At 73.0% G+C, this 17,039-nt stretch carries 15 protein-coding genes and 1 pseudogene; 15 read left to right on the top strand and 1 reads right to left on the bottom strand.

Annotated elements, in window-relative coordinates; translation table 11 throughout:
- The 15 genes and pseudogenes from CYJ76_RS12950 to dnaE form a co-directional block, all read left to right on the top strand.
- Positions 1-214: pseudogene (locus tag CYJ76_RS12950) on the top strand (hypothetical protein); the annotation flags it as partial.
- Positions 215-282: 68 nt separating this feature from the next.
- Positions 283-1,383, top strand: coding sequence for an undecaprenyldiphospho-muramoylpentapeptide beta-N-acetylglucosaminyltransferase (gene murG / locus CYJ76_RS10995; protein ID WP_070704956.1), 1,101 nt, complete (start codon positions 283-285; stop codon positions 1,381-1,383).
- Positions 1,380-2,900: a UDP-N-acetylmuramate--L-alanine ligase gene (murC, locus tag CYJ76_RS10990; RefSeq protein ID WP_101850107.1), complete on the top strand. Its 1,521-nt coding sequence runs from the start codon at positions 1,380-1,382 to the stop codon at positions 2,898-2,900. Before murG ends, murC begins: the two co-directional genes overlap by 4 nt.
- Positions 2,897-3,691 carry a cell division protein FtsQ/DivIB gene (locus tag CYJ76_RS10985; RefSeq protein WP_101850106.1) on the top strand — a complete coding sequence of 265 codons (795 nt, stop codon included), beginning with the start codon at positions 2,897-2,899 and terminating at the stop codon, positions 3,689-3,691. The genes murC and CYJ76_RS10985 overlap by 4 nt, the downstream gene beginning before the upstream one ends.
- 261 nt (positions 3,692-3,952) lie before the next feature.
- Complete coding sequence (gene ftsZ / locus CYJ76_RS10980) at positions 3,953-5,164, top strand: cell division protein FtsZ (RefSeq protein ID WP_101850105.1); 1,212 nt, start codon at positions 3,953-3,955, stop codon at positions 5,162-5,164.
- A gap of 126 nt (positions 5,165-5,290) precedes the next feature.
- A complete protein-coding gene (locus CYJ76_RS10975; RefSeq protein ID WP_238138231.1) occupies positions 5,291-6,151 on the top strand; it encodes a purine nucleoside phosphorylase YfiH/LACC1 family protein in 861 nt (286 codons plus the stop codon).
- On the top strand, positions 6,148-6,924 hold the full coding sequence (locus CYJ76_RS10970) for a YggS family pyridoxal phosphate-dependent enzyme (RefSeq protein ID WP_101850103.1): 777 nt from the start codon (positions 6,148-6,150) through the stop codon (positions 6,922-6,924). The genes CYJ76_RS10975 and CYJ76_RS10970 overlap by 4 nt, the downstream gene beginning before the upstream one ends.
- A 120-nt stretch (positions 6,925-7,044) precedes the next feature.
- Entirely contained in the window at positions 7,045-7,593 is a 549-nt protein-coding gene (locus tag CYJ76_RS10965) for a cell division protein SepF (protein WP_070705480.1), read from the top strand.
- A 2-nt stretch (positions 7,594-7,595) separates the two neighbouring features.
- Complete coding sequence (locus CYJ76_RS10960) at positions 7,596-7,889, top strand: YggT family protein (RefSeq protein ID WP_070705481.1); 294 nt, start codon at positions 7,596-7,598, stop codon at positions 7,887-7,889.
- 109 nt (positions 7,890-7,998) lie between these two features.
- Positions 7,999-8,895, top strand: coding sequence for a DivIVA domain-containing protein (locus CYJ76_RS10955; RefSeq protein WP_101850102.1), 897 nt, complete (start codon positions 7,999-8,001; stop codon positions 8,893-8,895).
- Positions 8,896-9,107: 212 nt separating this feature from the next.
- A complete protein-coding gene (locus tag CYJ76_RS10950; protein WP_238138230.1) occupies positions 9,108-9,848 on the top strand; it encodes a TraR/DksA family transcriptional regulator in 741 nt (246 codons plus the stop codon).
- A gap of 59 nt (positions 9,849-9,907) precedes the next feature.
- The gene (lspA, locus tag CYJ76_RS10945) at positions 9,908-10,408 is read left to right on the top strand and encodes a signal peptidase II (RefSeq protein WP_237769719.1); all 501 of its coding nucleotides are present in this window, start codon (positions 9,908-9,910) and stop codon (positions 10,406-10,408) included.
- Positions 10,405-11,334 carry an RluA family pseudouridine synthase gene (locus CYJ76_RS10940; RefSeq protein ID WP_070703905.1) on the top strand — a complete coding sequence of 310 codons (930 nt, stop codon included), beginning with the start codon at positions 10,405-10,407 and terminating at the stop codon, positions 11,332-11,334. The genes lspA and CYJ76_RS10940 overlap by 4 nt, the downstream gene beginning before the upstream one ends.
- Before the next feature lie 166 nt (positions 11,335-11,500).
- On the top strand, positions 11,501-12,592 hold the full coding sequence (locus CYJ76_RS10935) for a hypothetical protein (protein WP_101850100.1): 1,092 nt from the start codon (positions 11,501-11,503) through the stop codon (positions 12,590-12,592).
- Positions 12,593-12,672: 80 nt separating this feature from the next.
- A complete protein-coding gene (gene dnaE, locus CYJ76_RS10930; RefSeq protein WP_101850099.1) occupies positions 12,673-16,239 on the top strand; it encodes a DNA polymerase III subunit alpha in 3,567 nt (1,188 codons plus the stop codon).
- 48 nt (positions 16,240-16,287) lie between these two features.
- On the opposite strand, the gene CYJ76_RS10925 is transcribed toward dnaE, so the two are convergent.
- A complete protein-coding gene (locus CYJ76_RS10925) occupies positions 16,288-16,599 on the bottom strand; it encodes a cupin domain-containing protein (protein ID WP_070703898.1) in 312 nt (103 codons plus the stop codon).
- Positions 16,600-17,039 lie beyond the last annotated feature (440 nt).

The raw sequence follows: 17,039 nt of genomic DNA, 5'->3' as shown, positions 1-17,039 counted from the left end.
CGACCAGGTGCCGGGCGCCCGCCGCCTCGGTGCCCCGGCCCGCCGCGGCCCCGGCGGGCCGGCCGCGCGTCGTCCCGCCCCGGCCCGGGCCGCGGCGTCGGCCTCCTCCCGCCGGTCCACGCCGCGCCGTGCCCCGCGCGGTACCCCGGCGCGCCCCGGGCGCCGCACCGCGCCGGGCACCCGGTCGGTGCGCGGCCCACGGCGCCGGCCCTGAAAGACTCGTCCCGGTACACCCCGCCGGGCCCCGTGGCCCGGTCCGTCAGCTGCTCCAGGAGGCACCCCATGACCCCTGTGACCTCGGTCGTCCTCGCCGGTGGCGGGTCGGCGGGCCACGTCTCGCCGCTCGTCGCCACCGCCGACGCGCTGCGTCGGCACCACCCGGACGTGCGCATCACCTGCGTCGGCACTGCCGAGGGCCTGGAGGCCCGGCTCGTGCCCGAGCGGGGGTACACGCTGCGCACCATCCCCAAGGTGCCCTTCCCACGTCGCCCCGGGGTTGCGATGCTGCGTCTGCCCGGTGCGCTGAAGGCCGCGGTCGACGCCGCGGGCCGGGTCATCGACGAGGCCGGCGCCCAGGTGGTGGTCGGCTTCGGCGGGTACGTCTCCACGCCGGTCTATCTCGCGGCGCGCAACCGGCGGGTGCCCATCGTCATCCACGAGCAGAACTCCGTGCCCGGACTGGCCAACAAGCTGGGGGCGCGCCTGACGCCCTACGTGGCCACCACCTTCAGCCAGACCCGCCTGCGCGGCTCGCGCCTGCTGGGCATGCCGCTGCGGGCGGAGATCACGGGCCTGGACCGCGCGGCCTCCCGGGCCGAGGCGCTGGCGGAGTTCGGCCTGGCCGACCACCGGCCCACCGTGCTGGTGACCGGCGGCTCGCTGGGAGCGGCGCAGCTCAACGAGTCCTTCGCCTCCTCGGCCGACGCGCTGCTGTCCGCCGGCGTGCAGGTGCTGCACCTCACCGGTGCGGGCAAGGTGCCGGCCGCGCTGGCCGACCGCCCCGTGGCCGCCGACGGCCCGCGCTACGTGGTGCGCGAGTACTGCGACCGCATGGACCTGGCCTACGCCGCGGCCGACCTGGTGGTCTGCCGGGCCGGGGCCAACACGGTCACCGAGGTGACCACCGTGGGCCTGCCCGCGGTGTACGTGCCGCTGCCCATCGGCAACGGGGAGCAGCGCCGCAACGCCACGGACGTGGTGAACGAGGGCGGCGGTGTGGTGGTGGACAACGACGCCGTGACGCCGCAGTGGGTCACCGGCGAGCTCACCCGCCTGGCCCTGGACGCCCCGCGCCTGGAGGCGATGGCACGTGCCGCGGCCTCGCTCGGGTCGGCCACCGCCGCCGACGACATGGTGCGCCTGGTCGAGGAGGCCGTGCGATGAGCCTGCAGGACACCGCCGGAGACACGGGTCTCCCGGCGGGAGGCACCGTGGCCGGCGTGCCCACCCGCTTCGACTTCCGCGCCGAGCTGCCCTCGCTCGACCGGTGGCGCCGCATCCACCTGCTCAACGTGGCCGGCTCGGGGGTCTCGCGCGTGGCGCGGCTGCTCGCCGCGCGCGGGGTGCAGGTGAGCGGCTCGGACCCGGCCGACCTGCCGGTCATGGCCGCCCTCCGGGCCGACGGCATCGACGCGCAGGTGGGCTGGGACCCGGCCCGCCTGGAGGGCGTGGGCGCCGTCGTGGTCTCCAGCGCCACCAAGGAGGACGTGCCGGAGCTCGCCGAGGCACGTCGTCGCGGCCTGCCGGTGCTCCACCAGGCGCAGGCGCTGGCCCTCGCCACGCAGGGGCGGCGCCGGGTGGTGGTGGCCGGGGCCAACGGCAAGACCTCCACCTCGGCGATGGTGGCCTGGACGCTGCGTTCGGTGGGCACCGACTGCGGGTACGCGGTGGGCGCCGACCTCGTGGACAGCGGCCGCAACGCGGCGGTCGGCACCGCGCCGGAGTTCGTCATCGAGGGGGACGAGTCCGATGGCTCCTTCCTCGGCTACCGGCCCGAGGTGGCGGTGCTCACCAACGTGCGCCCGGACCACCTCGACCTCTACGGCGACTTCGAGACCGTGCAGCGGGCCTACGACGAGTTCCTCGACACCGTCCCCGACGGCGGGGTGCTCGTGGCCTGCGCCGATGACCCCGGTGCGCGGGCCGCGGCGGACCGGCAGCGGGGACGCCTGCGCGTGCTCACCTACGGCTTCGAGGGGGACGGCACCACCGTGCCGGACCTGCACCTCGTGGACCCCTCGCACCGGGGGATGGCCTGGGAGTCCACGCTGCGAGACGGGATCTCGGGTCGAACCCTTGATCTGAGGGTGAAGGTTCCCGGGTTGCACAACCTGCTCAACGCGACGGCCGCCTACGCCGTGGCCGTGCACGCCACGCTCGAGGCCCCTGAGGGTGGGGCTGGACCCGAGGTCGAGGCTGCTGCCCTGGCGGGTCTGGCGGGCTTCGCCGGGGCCAAGCGACGCTTCCAGGTGCGTGGAGAGGCCGATGGCGTCCTCGTGATGGACGACTACGCCCACAACGCGGACAAGGTGGATGCGGTGGTCCGCACCGGTGCGGCGCTGGCCCACGAGGCCGGCCACCGGGTGCTCGTGGCCTTCCAGCCCCACCTGTACTCCCGCACCCGCGACTTCGCCGCGGGCTTCGCCGCCGGGCTGGACGCCGCCGACGAGGTGCTCCTGCTGCCGGTGTTCGGCGCCCGGGAGGAGCCCCTGGAGGGCGTGACGAGCGCGCTCGTGGGCGACCGGCTCACCACCTCGTGGCGCGCGGTCGACTCGCTCGAGGAGCTGCCCCAGGCCGTGGCCGCGCTGGCCCGCCCCGGGGACCTCGTGCTCCTCGTGGGGGCCGGCAGCATCACCACCGCCGGGGAGGGCGTGCTCACCGCCCTGCAGCAGCGCCGGTGAGCCGCCCCGGTACGCGCCAGCGTCGGGTGGTGCGCCCCGAGCCCGGTGCCCGCCAGCGGTCCCCCCTGTGGTGGGTGGTGCCGCTCGTGTTGGCCGTCCTGCTGGCGCTCGGGGCCTGGGTGGCCTACGGCTCGGGCTGGTGGGTGGTGCGCGAGGTGCGCGTGCAGGTGGACGCGCCGCAGAGCACGGCCCCGTGGGCCGAGGAGGTCGCCTCGGCCCAAGAGGTCCAGCGCGCCTCGGGCCTGCGCTCGGGGGACCGCGTCGTGGACCTGCCGCGGGAGCGGGCCCAGCGGTCGGTGGAGGAGCTGCCCGGGGTGGACTCCGCCGAGGTGGGGCGCGGCCTCACCGGCACCGTGCGCATCACGGTGCACCTCGAGGAGGCCGTGGCCCGGACCTCCTCCGGTGGTGACCAGGTGGTGCTCGACGCCGACGGCCGGGAGATCGCGCGCCTGTCCGGCGACGGGGGCGAGGACGCCGCGGCGCTGCCCGAGGTGGTGCCGGCCCCCGGGGTCCCCGCGGGGGAGCGCGCCGAGGCGCTGGCCCGGTCGCTGCCGACCCTGCACCTGCTCTCGGGCGAGACCCGCGACCAGGTGCGGGAGTACCGGGTGGCCCCCGAGGGGCTGTCCACGGTGCTGCCCGACAGCTACCTCGTGCGCTGGGGCCACGTCACCGACGCCGCCGACCTGGCCACCCGGGAGAAGGCCGTGCGGGCGCTGCTGGCCGAGCAGCCGCCCGCGCCCGGGGCCACGCTGGACGCCACGGCAGCGGGCTCCGTCGTGGTCACCGAGTGACCGGGTGCGAGGTGCAGCGGAGGCGTGACCCTCAACTGCACCATGAGAGTGGCACGAGACCGGGTCGCGACATACTGTGACGCCATCACCCGGGGACGGGTGTCGACCGCGTACAGTGCTCCGCACGGTGTTCGACGACCCACGTCCCGTGCGGTGGGGAGTACCTCACCGTGAAGTAGAAGGTTGATCCGCTCCGCCGGTCCGGATCTCCGTCCACCCGGTAGCCGCCGCGGCGCCCGACTCAGGAAAGGCCACACCTCCATGGCAAACCCGCAGAACTACCTCGCCGTGATCAAGGTCGTCGGTATCGGCGGCGGTGGTGTCAACGCCATCAACCGGATGATCGAGGTGGGTCTCAAGGGCGTCGAGTTCATCGCCGTCAACACCGACGCGCAGGCGCTGCTCATGAGCGACGCCGACGTGAAGCTCGACGTGGGCCGTGAGCTGACCCGTGGACTGGGTGCCGGCGCCGACCCGGAGGTGGGTCGCCAGGCCGCCGAGGACCACGCCGACGAGATCGAGGAGGTCCTCAAGGGGGCCGACATGGTCTTCGTGACCGCCGGTGAGGGTGGTGGCACCGGCACCGGTGGCGCCCCGGTCGTGGCCCGCATCGCCCGCTCGCTGGGTGCCCTGACCATCGGTGTGGTCACCCGCCCGTTCACCTTCGAGGGTCGTCGTCGCGCCAACCAGGCCGAGTCCGGCATCGGTGCGCTGCGCGAGGAGGTCGACACCCTCATCGTCATCCCCAACGACCGCCTGCTGTCCATCAGCGACAAGGGCGTCACCATGCTCGACGCCTTCCGCAGCGCCGACCAGGTGCTGCTCTCCGGCGTGCAGGGCATCACCGACCTCATCACCACCCCGGGCCTCATCAACCTCGACTTCGCCGACGTGAAGTCCGTGATGCAGGGCGCTGGCTCGGCGCTCATGGGCATCGGCTCGGCCCGCGGCGAGGACCGTGCGGTCGAGGCCGCCGAGCTGGCCATCTCCAGCCCGCTGCTCGAGGCCTCCATCGACGGCGCCCACGGCGTGCTGCTCTCGGTGCAGGGTGGCTCCGACCTCGGCCTGTTCGAGATCAACGAGGCCGCCCGCCTGGTGCAGGAGGCCGCCCACCCCGAGGCCAACGTCATCTTCGGAACCGTCATCGACGACTCCCTGGGCGACGAGGTGCGTGTCACCGTCATCGCCGCCGGGTTCGACGGCGGCGAGCCCACCCCGCGCGAGGACGCCACCAACGGCAACGCCGGCCGCGTGGCCCAGCCCGCGCAGGGTGCTGCCGGTGCCGGTGGCCACCTGGGGGCCGGCTTCGGCGGGACCCCGCGCCCGGCGCAGCGCCCGCAGGCCGCCGCGCCGCAGCAGCGCCAGGCCGCCCAGCGCACCGCGGCCGCGCCGCAGAAGCCGGCGCAGCAGCGTCCGGCCGCGCAGCCCAAGCCGCGCCAGTCCGACCTGGACGTGCCCGACTTCCTCAAGTGAGCGACGCGGGGCCCGTCCCCGCCCGCCGGCCGACCACAGGGGCCGCTCCCGCACCGGGAGCGGCCCCTGTGACGTGCGGTGGGCACAATGGCCCCGACCCCAGCCGCCCCCCGAGAAGGAGACGCCGTGACCGCGTTCCGCAGCCCGGCCCGCCCGGCACCCCTGGCGCCGGCCCCCGTGTGGTGGCAGGAGTCGCTGCCCCCGGCCGACGACCTGTGGGGGGTGGAGTGGCTGTTCACCCGCCGCGCGGTGGACCACTTCCCGGGCGAGGGCGCGATGGCCGGGTTCAACCTCGGTGACCACGTGGGCGACGACGCCGGACGCGTCACCGCCCACCGCCGCTCGGTGGCCCGCGGCCTGGGCGTGGGGCTGGAGGACCTGCACTGGATGCACCAGGTGCACGGGGCACGGGTGCGCGTGGTGGACGCCGAGTCCACCGCCCACGTGCCGGCCGGGTCGCACGTGCTGCCGGAGTCCGACGGACTCGTGGTGGACGCCGCGGGGCGCCTGGCCGCCGGCATCGAGCCGGGGGCGGCGATGGTGGTCGTGGCCGACTGCACGCCGGTGCTGCTGGTGGACCGCGAGCGGGGGCTGGCCGCCGCGGCCCACGCCGGCCGCCCCGGGATGCTGGCCGGCGTGGTGACCCGCACGGTGGAGACCCTCCGCGAGCGTGGCGCCGACCGCCTGGAGGCCGTGGTGGGTCCGTCGGTGTGCGGCCGCTGCTACGAGGTGCCCGAGGAGATGCGCGCCGATGCGCTGGGGACCGAGCCGGTGTCCGCGGCGCGGACCGCCTGGGGGACCCCCAGCATCGACGTGGCCACCGGCGTGGTGGAGCAGCTGGCGCGCGCCGGGGTGCACCTGCGCGAGTGGGTCCACGGGTGCACGATGGAGGAGCACGACCTGTTCAGCCACCGCCGCGACCGCGGCACCGGGCGCCTGGCCGGCGCGGTGCGGCTCGTGGCACCGACCCACCGGGAGGGCGCGTGAGCACCGACCACCACGGCACCGGCCACCCCGACGAGCGCACCGCCGAGCTCGCCGCCGGGCTGGAGGCGACCCGTGACCGCATCGCGGCGGCCTGCCGCGACGTCCGTCGCGACCCCTCGGAGGTGACGCTCGTGGTGGTCACCAAGTTCTTCGGCGCCGACGACGTGGCGCGCCTGGCGCGGCTGGGCGTGCGCGACGTCGGGGAGAACCGCGACCAGGAGGCCAGCGCCAAGGCGGCCGAGTGGCCCACGCTGCTGACCGAGGACGAACGCTTCCTGGCCGAGCAGGTGCGTACGCACTTCATCGGCCAGCTGCAGAGCCGCAAGGCGGGGTCCGTGGCGGGCTACGCCGACCTCGTGCACTCGGTGGACCGCCCCAAGGTGGTGGGGGCCCTGGACCGCGCCGCCCAGCGCCACGAGCGGCGGCTGGGTGTCTGCGTCCAGGTTGACCTCGCCCCGCTCCTGGAGGGAGCCGAGGAGGATGCCGGCCGCGGGGGAGTGCACCCCGGGGAGCTGCTGGCCCTGTGCCAGCAGGTGGCCGAGGCCGAGGCGCTGGACCTGTGCGGGTTGATGACGGTGGCGCCCCCCTCGGTGGAGCCGGCCGTGGCCTTCGAGGCGTTGGCGGGCCTCCACCAGGAGGTGCTGGCCGAGCACCCCGGCGCCGCGATGCTGTCGGCCGGCATGAGCGGCGACCTCGAGGCAGCGGTGGCCGCCGGGGCGACACACGTGAGGGTGGGGTCGGCAATCATGGGGGCCCGTCCGGCGCTGGGCTAGCCTTGGCCCGCGCGTCGGCGTGCCCGGTGGTGCCGGTGCCCCCCCGGGGTGGGGTGCAGGTCGGCGCCCGGACCACCCACCCGATGCCCGTCACGACCCGCCGGGAGCTAGGAGCGAGACATGGCAGGTGTCTTCAACAGGACGATGGAGCTGCTGGGCTTCGCCGAGATCGACGAGCGCGACCGCTACGACGACTACGACCGCTACGACGAGGACGCCGTGGAGGTCGACGAGCGCGACGCCCGCCGGGAGGGTTCGGGCGCGCACGCCCTGGGTGACGAGCCCGATCCCGAGCGCCGCAGCCGTCCCGAGGCGCGCCCCGTCGCGGCCGTCCCGGACCGTCGTGAGCACGCCCCGTCCCCGGCCCGTCCCGAGTCCCGTCGCACCGCAGGAGTTCCCATGGGTGGCATCCACCGCATCACCACCATCCACCCGGCCACGTTCAACGAGGCCAAGCTGATCGGCGAGAGCTTCCGTGAGGGCGTGCCGGTCATCATGAACCTCACCGACCTCTCCGACGGGGACGCCAAGCGCCTCGTGGACTTCGCCGCCGGCCTGGTCTTCGGCCTGTACGGCTCCATCGACCGCATCACCAACAAGGTGTTCCTGCTCTCCCCGGAGGGCGTCTCCTCCGAGGGCGGCCAGGGCGACCCGACCGCCCAGTCCTGACCGTGGCGGTCGTGCTGGCGCTGGTGCACCTGGCGCTCTTCCTGTTCCTCTGGGCGCTGCTGCTGCGGATGGTGTTCGACTGGGTCGGCTCGTTCGCCCCGTCCTGGCGCCCGTCGGGTCCGGTGCTGGTGCTGGCCGAGGGGGTCTTCACCCTCACCGACCCGCCGCTCAAGGCGCTGCGTCGCGCCATCCCGCCGCTGAACCTGGGACAGATCCAGCTGGACCTGGGCTTCCTCGTGCTCGCGCTGGGCACCATGCTCCTGCTCAACCTGGTGAACCCGCTGGCCTTCCTCTGAGGAGGTGGGCGCCCCCGGGTGCCCGTCCACACGCGCCCCGTCGACCCTCGGTCGGCGGGGCGTCGTCGTGGCAGACTCGCCGGGAAGTCGACCCCTCAGGAGGACGAGCATGGCCCTCAACCCCGACGACCTGTTCGAGCGCGAGTTCGAGGAGACGCGTCTGCGCCCCGGCTACGACAAGGCGCAGGTGAACGAGTTCCTCGACGGCGTGCAGGCCGAGCTGCGTCGACTCATCACGGAGAACGAGGCGCTGCGCGACAAGGTGTACGAGCAGGGGGGTGCGCCCGCCTTCGCGGGGGGCTGGGAGGGCCCGGTGGAGGCCGCGCAGCCGGGCGGGACCGCCTGGGGCGAGGGCATGGGGTCCGCCGAGATGGCCGATGACGGGTTCGTTCCGGCGGGTGCCGGGGCGGGGTTGGGCTCGCCGGAGGCGGCGCGCCAGGAGGCCGACCAGCGGGTGATGGCCGCCATGCACGCCGCGGAGACCGCGGAGTTCGAGGCGCACCACCGCATCCAGGCCGTGCGGCAGGAGCAGCAGCGGGCCGAGGCCGAGCTGGAGCGGGTGAAGCAGCGGGTGGCCGGGCTGGCGGCTGCCGCCGACCGGGTGGAGCGGGCCGGCGACGAGGGGGCCGCCGCGGGCGACCTGCTGCGGGCCGCGCAGCGTCTGCACGACGAGCACGTGTGGGCCGCCGAGGAGTCCGCCCGGGAGCGCGAGCAGCACACCACCGGGCGGCTGGAGGCCCTGGAGGTGCGCATCACCGACGCCCGCCAGCGGCTGCGTGAGGCCGAGGCGATGCTGCGGGACCGCGCCCAGGAGTTCGCGGACTGGGCGGCCGAGCAGCGCCGTCACCTGGCCGCCCCGTCGACCCCGGAGCCGACCCCCGCGCCCGCGCCCGCGCCGTCCGAGGTGGCGTCCTCGGGGCCGGTCGAGGGCGTCGACGAGGCCCCGGTGGAGGGGCGTCCGGCCTCCGCGCCGCGCGTCACGGGGGCCAGTTCCCTCTGGGGCTGAGGTCGGTTCGCGTCCCCGGTGAACGCGCGCCGAACACGAGGTGACGATTTGGGCACGATCCGGTGAGGGGTTTGGCCCACCCGCTGCTGCGGCCTATGGTTCCCGCAATCGTTCCGGGAACGGAGCGCCGAGCACGGGTACCAGGGCCGCAGGCGACGCCCCTCGCGAGGGGTCTGCCGGATCGGTTCGGCCCGCCGAACCGAGGAGATGCGGTGGCGACGACGACCGCGAGCACGAAGACGCCGACGAAGAAGGCGACCGCCAAGAAGGCGACGGCGAAGAAGGCCGGCGCCAAGGCCACCAAGGACCCGGCGGCCGCGAAGGCCGAGGGGGCCTCGAAGAAGGCGACGGCGAAGAAGGCGACCGCCACGAAGGCCGCCGGCAAGAAGGCCGCCGGCAAGAAGTCCACGGCCAAGGCCGACGCCAAGAAGGCTGCCAAGAAGGCTGCCGAGAAGAAGTCCCCCGCCACCAAGGCCACGGCGAAGAAGACCACCGCGAAGAAGGCACCGGCCAAGAAGTCCACCGTCGGCGAGCGCCTCACGGGTCGCAAGGCGGCCAAGGCCAAGGAGCTCGTGGTCGGCCAGGCCGAGGAGCCCTGGTCGAAGGCCGAGCTGGCCGAGGTGCGCACCGAGCTCGAGTCCGAGCTCGCCCGCCTCACCCAGGAGCTGGAGATCGCCGAGAGCGACCTCTACGAGCTCGTGAGCAGCAGCCAGGGCTCGCAGGGCGACGAGGCCGACGCCGGGTCGTTCAGCAGCGAGCGCCAGCACGAGATGTCGCTGGCCGAGAACTCCCGCTCCATGCTCCTGCAGACCACCACGGCGCTGGGGCGCATCGCCGACGGCACCTACGGCCGGTGCGAGAACTGCGACCAGGCCATCGGCAAGATGCGGCTCCAGGCCTTCCCGCGTGCGACCCTGTGCATGCCATGCAAGCAGCACCAGGAGCGACGCTGAACGCGTCCCACACCCAGACCACTCGTCCGACGACCCGCCGCGGGGGCTTCCTGCCCCTCGTGGCGGGTCTCGCCGCGCTGTGGGTGGTCCTCGACCAGGCCACCAAGCAGTGGGCCCTCAGCGGCCTCGAGCGCGGCGTCACCCGACCCCTCCTGGGGGAGCTGCTGCAGCTTCGGCTGGTGTTCAACCCCGGCGCGGCGTTCAGCCTCGGCACCGGCACCACGTGGGTGTTCACGGTGCTGGCCACGCTGGTCACCGGCGCCATCCTGTGGTTCAGCACGCGGGTGGTGAGCCCGCTGTGGGCCCTCGCGCTGGGCCTCGTGGCCGGCGGCGCGGCGGGCAACCTGGTGGACCGCCTCGTCCGGGCGCCCGGCGTGGGGCGCGGCCACGTGGTGGACTTCCTGATGCTGCCGCACTGGCCGATCTTCAACGTGGCCGACATCGGCGTCACCTGCGGTGCGGCCCTCATCGTGCTGCAGGCCCTGCGTGGCGTGGAGCCCACCGCGCAGGCCGACGAGACCGAGGCGACGACCCGCGCCGACCAGGAGGAGCGAGCATGAGCGACACCCGCACCGTGGTGGTCCCCGACGGGCTGGACGGCGAGCGCGTCGACGCCGGGCTCTCCCGGCTGCTGGGACTTTCCCGCAACCGGGTGGCCGACGTGGCCGCCGAGGGCGGCGTGGTCATGGGCTCCAAGGCCCTGGGCAAGGGTGACCGGCTGCTGGCCGGCGAGCTGGTGACGGTGACCCTCCCGGCCGAGAACCAGGCGCAGCCCGTGCTGCCGAGCACCGAGCCGATCCCCGGCATGCGGGTCGTGCACGAGGACACCGAGATCATCGTGGTGGACAAGCCGGCCGGCGTGGCCGCGCACCCGTCGGTGGGCTGGAAGGGCCCGGACGTCGTGGGTGGGCTGGCCGCGGAGGGCTACCGCATCAGCACCTCGGGCGCCGCCGAGCGCCAGGGCATCGTGCAGCGCCTGGACGTGGGCACCTCCGGGCTCATGGTGGTGGCCAAGTCCGAGCGTGCCTACACGGTGCTCAAGCAGGCCTTCCGCGACCGGACGGTCGAGAAGACCTACCACACGGTGGTCCAGGGCCTGCCGGACCCGTTGAGCGGCACCATCGACGCCCCCATCGGCCGCCACCCGGGGCACGACTACCGGTTCGCCGTCATGTCCACCGGGCGCCCCAGCATCACGCACTACGAGCTGCTCGAGGCACACCGCGCGGCCTCCCTGCTGGAGGTGCACCTGGAGACCGGGCGCACCCACCAGATCCGCGTGCACTTCTCCGCGATGGGCCACCCCTGCGCGGGTGACCCCACCTACGGGGCCGACCCGACCCTGGCCAAGCGGCTCGGGCTGGAGCGCCAGTGGCTGCACGCCGTGGAGCTGGGCTTCACCCACCCCGGCTCGGGGGAGTGGGTCACCTTCACCAGCGAGTACCCCGACGACCTGCAGGCGGCCATCGACCAGCTCCGCGGCTGAGTCGCGCCCGCCGCCCCCCCCCTGAGGGGGAGAGCTCCCACCGGCGCTGCAGCGTCTACTGCTCGGGACGAGCGGCACCGTCAGGAGGTGCGCCGGGACGGGAGAGCGCCGATGCGATGGGTGTGGGCACGACGGGTCGTGGGTCTGGGGGGCGGTGGCGTGCCTCGTGGCCGGGTGCAGCGGAGAGGGGTCCCAGGAGGAGACCACGTCGCTGCCCCCGTGGTCGGTGGCCGTGGTCGAGACCTCCCTGGACGCCGATGGGGGGCACCCCCACGGTCAGGTGGTGCTGGTGGACGATGCCGGGGACGTGGTCGCCGAGCACCCCACTGCGGGTGTGGAGAACGCCGACGCCGTGGTCGCAGGCGGCCAGCTCGTGGTGCCCGCCCGGCAGCAGGAGGTGCTGCTCCCCGTGGCAGGTGGGGCTCCCGGGGTGGGGGACCTGCCGCCCTCCGACGAGGACGAGGTGGGCGGAGTCACCGTCACCGGTGTCGGTGACACGACCCTGGTGCTGAAGAACGCCGGCACCCGGTCCGGAGGCCGGGGGTACGCGTTCACGGGCAGTGTGATCGATCCCGAGGGGGTTGACGCCCGGGTGGAGGTCGACGGGTACGTGGTGGGGGCATGGTCCTGCGGCAAGGACTACCGGGTTCTCGTCGACGACGACGGAGCCAGTGACTCCGCGGCGCAGCACCTGACCGAGCTGCGCATCGACACCGACGGGGGAGTCCAGGAGGTGGGCCGTTCCGTCCTGCGCGGCAGGTACCTGCAGGGGGCCACGACGGTGCAGTGGGTGTGCCACCGGGGCCGGGGCACGGGTCTGGCCGGCTTCGCCTCCCCGGGGTCGGGTGAGGAGCTGCGGGTGGTGACCTCGGTCCGGGGTGACGTGAGGACGGTGCCGATGACGGGGGACCGGGCCGTCCGTCGGAGGATGGGGGTGCTGGACCTGGCCCGGTGGGGTGACCAGCTGGTCTGGGTCACCCACGACGGGGTCGTCGCCGCGGCCTCGGCGGACGGTTCCGACGCGCGGCGCATCGGGCGGTTCGTCGTGGACGAGCACCAGCGCGGCAGCGCCCACTTCTCGCTCGACGAGGGCTCCGCGCAGATGGCGGTCACCGAGCGTGAGCACCTGCTGCTGCGGTGGTTCGCGCTCGACGACCCCGAGCACGTGCACGAGCGGACGCTGGGCCACTCCGTGCCCGGTGACCTCGTCGTGACGGACGTCGTCCGGGCGCCCTCCGGCGCCTCGCCGGGGCGTTGAGCGGGCTCCCTCCGGGGGTCGTGGGACCGGTTCCCACGGCCCCCGGAGGCTGTCGGTGGCCGGTCGTAGGATGACCCGCGATGAGCGCACCCACCCCCACCTCCGGCACCGGTGAGAACTTCGTCCACCTGCACAACCACACCGAGTACTCGATGCTGGACGGTGCGGCCCGCATCGACGACATGTTCGCCACGGCCGACGAGATGGGCATGCCCGCCATCGCCACCACGGACCACGGCTCGGTGTTCGGTGCCTACGAGTTCTGGTCCAAGGCGCGCAAGTACCAGGCCAAGCCCATCATCGGAGTGGAGGCCTACGTCACCCCCGGCACGCACCGCACGGACAAGACCCGTGTGAAGTACGGCGACGGGGGGCGCAACGACGTCTCCGGATCCGGTGCGTACACCCACATGACCCTGTGGGCCGAGACCACCGAGGGCATGCACAACCTCTTCCGCGCCTCGTCGCTGGCCTCCATCGAGGGCTTCTACTTCAAGCCCCGCATGGACCGCGAGCTGCTGGAGCGCTACAGCAAGGGGCTCATCGCCACCACCGGCTGCCCCTCGGGCGAGGTGCAGACCCGCCTGCGCCTGGGGCAGTACTCCGAGGCCCTGCAGGCCGCCAGCGACCTGCGCGACATCTTCGGTCGCGACAACTACTTCTGCGAGCTCATGGACCACGGGCTCGACATCGAGCGGAACGTCCGTGCCGACCTGCTCAAGCTGGCCAAGGAGCTCGAGTTGCCGCTGGTGGCCACCAACGACCTGCACTACACCAAGAAGGAGGACGCCAAGGCCCACGGCGCCCTGCTGTGCGTGCAGTCCGGGTCGACCTTGATGGACCCCAACCGGTTCAAGTTCGACAGCGACGAGTTCTACATCAAGTCCGCCGCGGAGATGCGCCACCTGTGGCGCGAGCTGCCCGAGGCGTGCGACAACACCCTGCTCATCGCCGAACGGTGCAATGTCGAGTTCACCGAGGGGGAGGGCCGGTACATGCCGCGCTTCCCCTGCCCCGACGGCCACGACGAGACGTCCTGGTTCATCCACGAGGTGCAGACCGGCCTGAAGCGCCGCTTCGGCGACACCGTGCCCGACTACGCCCTGAAGCAGGCGGAGTACGAGCAGGAGGTCATCATCGGCAAGGGGTACCCCGGGTACTTCCTCGTGGTGGCCGACTTCATCAACTGGGCCAAGGACAACGGCATCCGCGTGGGTCCGGGGCGTGGCAGTGGTGCCGGTTCCATGTGCGCCTACGCCATGGGCATCACGGACCTGGACCCGGTGCCGCACGGCCTGATCTTCGAGCGCTTCCTCAACCCCGAGCGTCAGTCGATGCCGGACTTCGACGTCGACTTCGACGAGCGCCGCCGCCCCGAGGTCATCAAGTACGTCACCGAGAAGTACGGCAGCGACCGCGTGGCCATGATCGTCACCTACGGCACCATCAAGGCCAAGCAGGCCCTCAAGGACGCCAGCCGCGTGATGGGCTTCCCGTTCGCCACCGGTGAGAAGCTCACCAAGGCCATGCCGCCGGCGGTGATGGGCAAGGACATCCCGCTCTCGGGCATCTTCGACGAGAAGCACCCCCGTTACGCCGAGGCCATCGACTTCCGCGAGCTGCACGCCAACGACCCCGAGGCCCGCGAGGTGTTCGACACCGCGGTCGGCCTGGAGGGCCTGAAGCGCCAGTGGGGCGTGCACGCCGCCGGCGTGATCATGGCCAGCGAGCCCCTCATCGACCTCATCCCGATCATGCGGCGCGAGGCCGACGGGCAGATCATCACGCAGTTCGACTACCCGTCCTGCGAGACGCTCGGCCTGGTCAAGATGGACTTCCTGGGGCTGCGCAATCTCACCATCCTCGACGACGCCATCAAGAACGTGGAGTCCAACCGGGGCGAGGAGATCGACCTCGACGCCCTGAGCAAGGACATGACCGACCCGGCGGCCTACAAGCTGCTGGCCCGGGGCGACACGCTCGGCGTCTTCCAGCTCGACGGCGGCGGCATGCGCTCGCTGCTGCGCCTCATGCAGCCGGACAACTTCGAGGACATCTCCGCCGCCCTCGCGCTCTACCGCCCCGGCCCCATGGGCGCCAACGCGCACACCAACTTCGCGCTGCGCAAGAACGGCAAGCAGCCGGTGGACTACATCCACCCCGAGCTCACCGAGGCGCTCGAGCCGATCCTGAAGATGACCTACGGCCTGATCATCTACCAGGAGCAGGTCATGGAGATCGCGCAGAAGCTGGCGGGCTACACGCTCGGCAACGCAGACCTGCTGCGTCGCGCCATGGGCAAGAAGAAGAAGGAGGTGCTCGACGCCGAGTACGTCAACTTCGAGGCCGGCATGCTCGACAACGGGTACTCCAAGGAGTCGGTCGAGACGCTCTGGGGCATCCTCCTGCCGTTCAGTGACTACGCGTTCAACAAGGCGCACACCGCCGCCTACGGCGTGGTGTCGTACTGGACCGCCTACCTCAAGGCCAACTACCGCGCCGAGTACATGGCCGCGCTGCTCACCAGCGTGCGCGACGACAAGGACAAGTCCGCCCTGTACCTGGGCGAGTGCCGCCGCATGGGCATCAAGGTGCTGCCGCCGGACGTCAACGAGTCCATCGGCCAGTTCGCCGCCGTGGGGGAGGACATCCGCTTCGGTCTGGAGGCCATCCGCAACGTGGGCGGCAACGTGGTGAAGGCCATCATCGCCACCCGTGAGGAGAAGGGGCGGTTCACCTCCTTCGAGGACTTCCTGCGCAAGTGCCCGGCGGTGGTGTGCAACAAGCGCACCATCGACTCCCTCATCAAGGCCGGTGCGTTCGACGACCTCGGCCACCAGCGCCAGGCCCTGGCGAGCGTGCACGAGGCCTACGTGGACGCCCTGGTGGGGGAGAAGAAGGAGCAGGAGCGCGGTCAGGAGTCGCTCTTCGCCGCGCTCATGGGCGAGTCCGACGAGGGCGGGTCCAGCGGGCTGGGCGGCATGCCGGCCATCCCGGACATGGAGTGGGACAAGCAGACCCTCCTGGCCTTCGAGCGCGACATGCTGGGTCTGTACGTCTCGGACCACCCGCTGTTCGGCATCGAGCACGCGCTGAGCCGGGCGGCGGACTGCACCATCGCGGTGCTCAACTCCGAGGACGGCAAGCCCGACGGTGCGGAGGTCACCATCGCCGGGCTCATCACCCAGGTGGTCACCAAGCGCAACAAGCGTGGCGAGCTGTGGGCCATCGCCACCGTGGAGGACCTCGAGGGGTCGGTGGAGTGCCTGTTCTTCGCGCGTACCTACATGACCGTCTCCACGATGCTCACGCAGGACGTGGTGTGCGTGGTCACCGGTCGCGTGAAGCGTGGTGAGGACGGGGTGTCGATCTTCGCCAGCGACCTGCGGCTGCCGGACCTGGACGACGGGCCCCGCGGTCCGGTGATGATCCACATGGCCATGAACCAGACCACCGATGCGGTGGTGAACAGGCTGCGCACCGTGCTCTCGGAGCACCCCGGGCCCACGGAGGTGCAGATCCACCTCACCCAGCCCGGGCGCCGGGTGGTGATGCGGGTGGAGGACAGCCTGCGCGTGGAGGCGTCGAACTCGCTGTTCGGTGACCTCAAGCAGCTGCTGGGGCCGAACTGTCTGGCGGTGGGTTGAGCGGGGCGCGCCGCCGCCTCTGCAGGCTGCCGCCGTGGTCGCCGCGCCTCAGACCGACCCCTCGCGCTCGACCACGAGGATGCGTGCGGCTCCGCGCGGGTGGGCCACGTGCTCGTCGCCCTCCTCGGCGATGCAGATGCGCCCCGGGGTGAGCAGTTCCACCTCCTCGCGGCCGTCCGCGCGGTAGTGCATGTCCACCGCGCCGTCGAGCACCACGAACACCTCGACGCCGTCGTTGACGTGCCAGACGTAGGGCTCGTCGGTCCAGTGGAGGCGGACCGAGGCGCCGTCGACGGTGGCCAGGTCGAGGGCGCCCCAGGGGCGGTCGGCGGTGTGGTCGGTGGCGGTCACGAAGCGCATGGGGTCCTCTCCGGGTGGGGTGTGGCTGCCGTCGCGACCCTAGCGAGAGGGACGGACCCGGTCGGTGTCCACAGGGTGGGTGGTGGTGCGGGCGCGGGCGTCAGGTAGTTCACATGTTCGATGGTGGGGTTGCAGTAGGTCGGTTGTGTGTACTAGTGTGGGGGTAGTTGGTTGGACAGGGGGTTCGACCAGTGGTTGGCCATCGAGGGGGTGGTGCCCGTGCCCAGGACGACGAACGAGACGCCGGTGCCCGGTGGGGGTGGTGGCCCTGCTGCCGCGGTGGTGTGGGGTGAGGTCGTGGAGGCGTTCGCGGGGTTGGACTCCGCGGTGGGGCGGGTGTTGTCGGCGTTGGCCGCTGCCGGTGGGCCCGGTCGAGCTGGACTGGCTGACCACGGAAGCAGCCAGGGTGGCGGCCCGGGGTGAGCGGGTGCGAGGACGGT

The sequence above is a fragment of the Kytococcus schroeteri genome (assembly GCF_002847825.1).
GTDB classification, from domain to species: domain Bacteria; phylum Actinomycetota; class Actinomycetes; order Actinomycetales; family Dermatophilaceae; genus Kytococcus; species Kytococcus schroeteri.
This window is presented reverse-complemented; position numbering and strand designations above follow the sequence as displayed.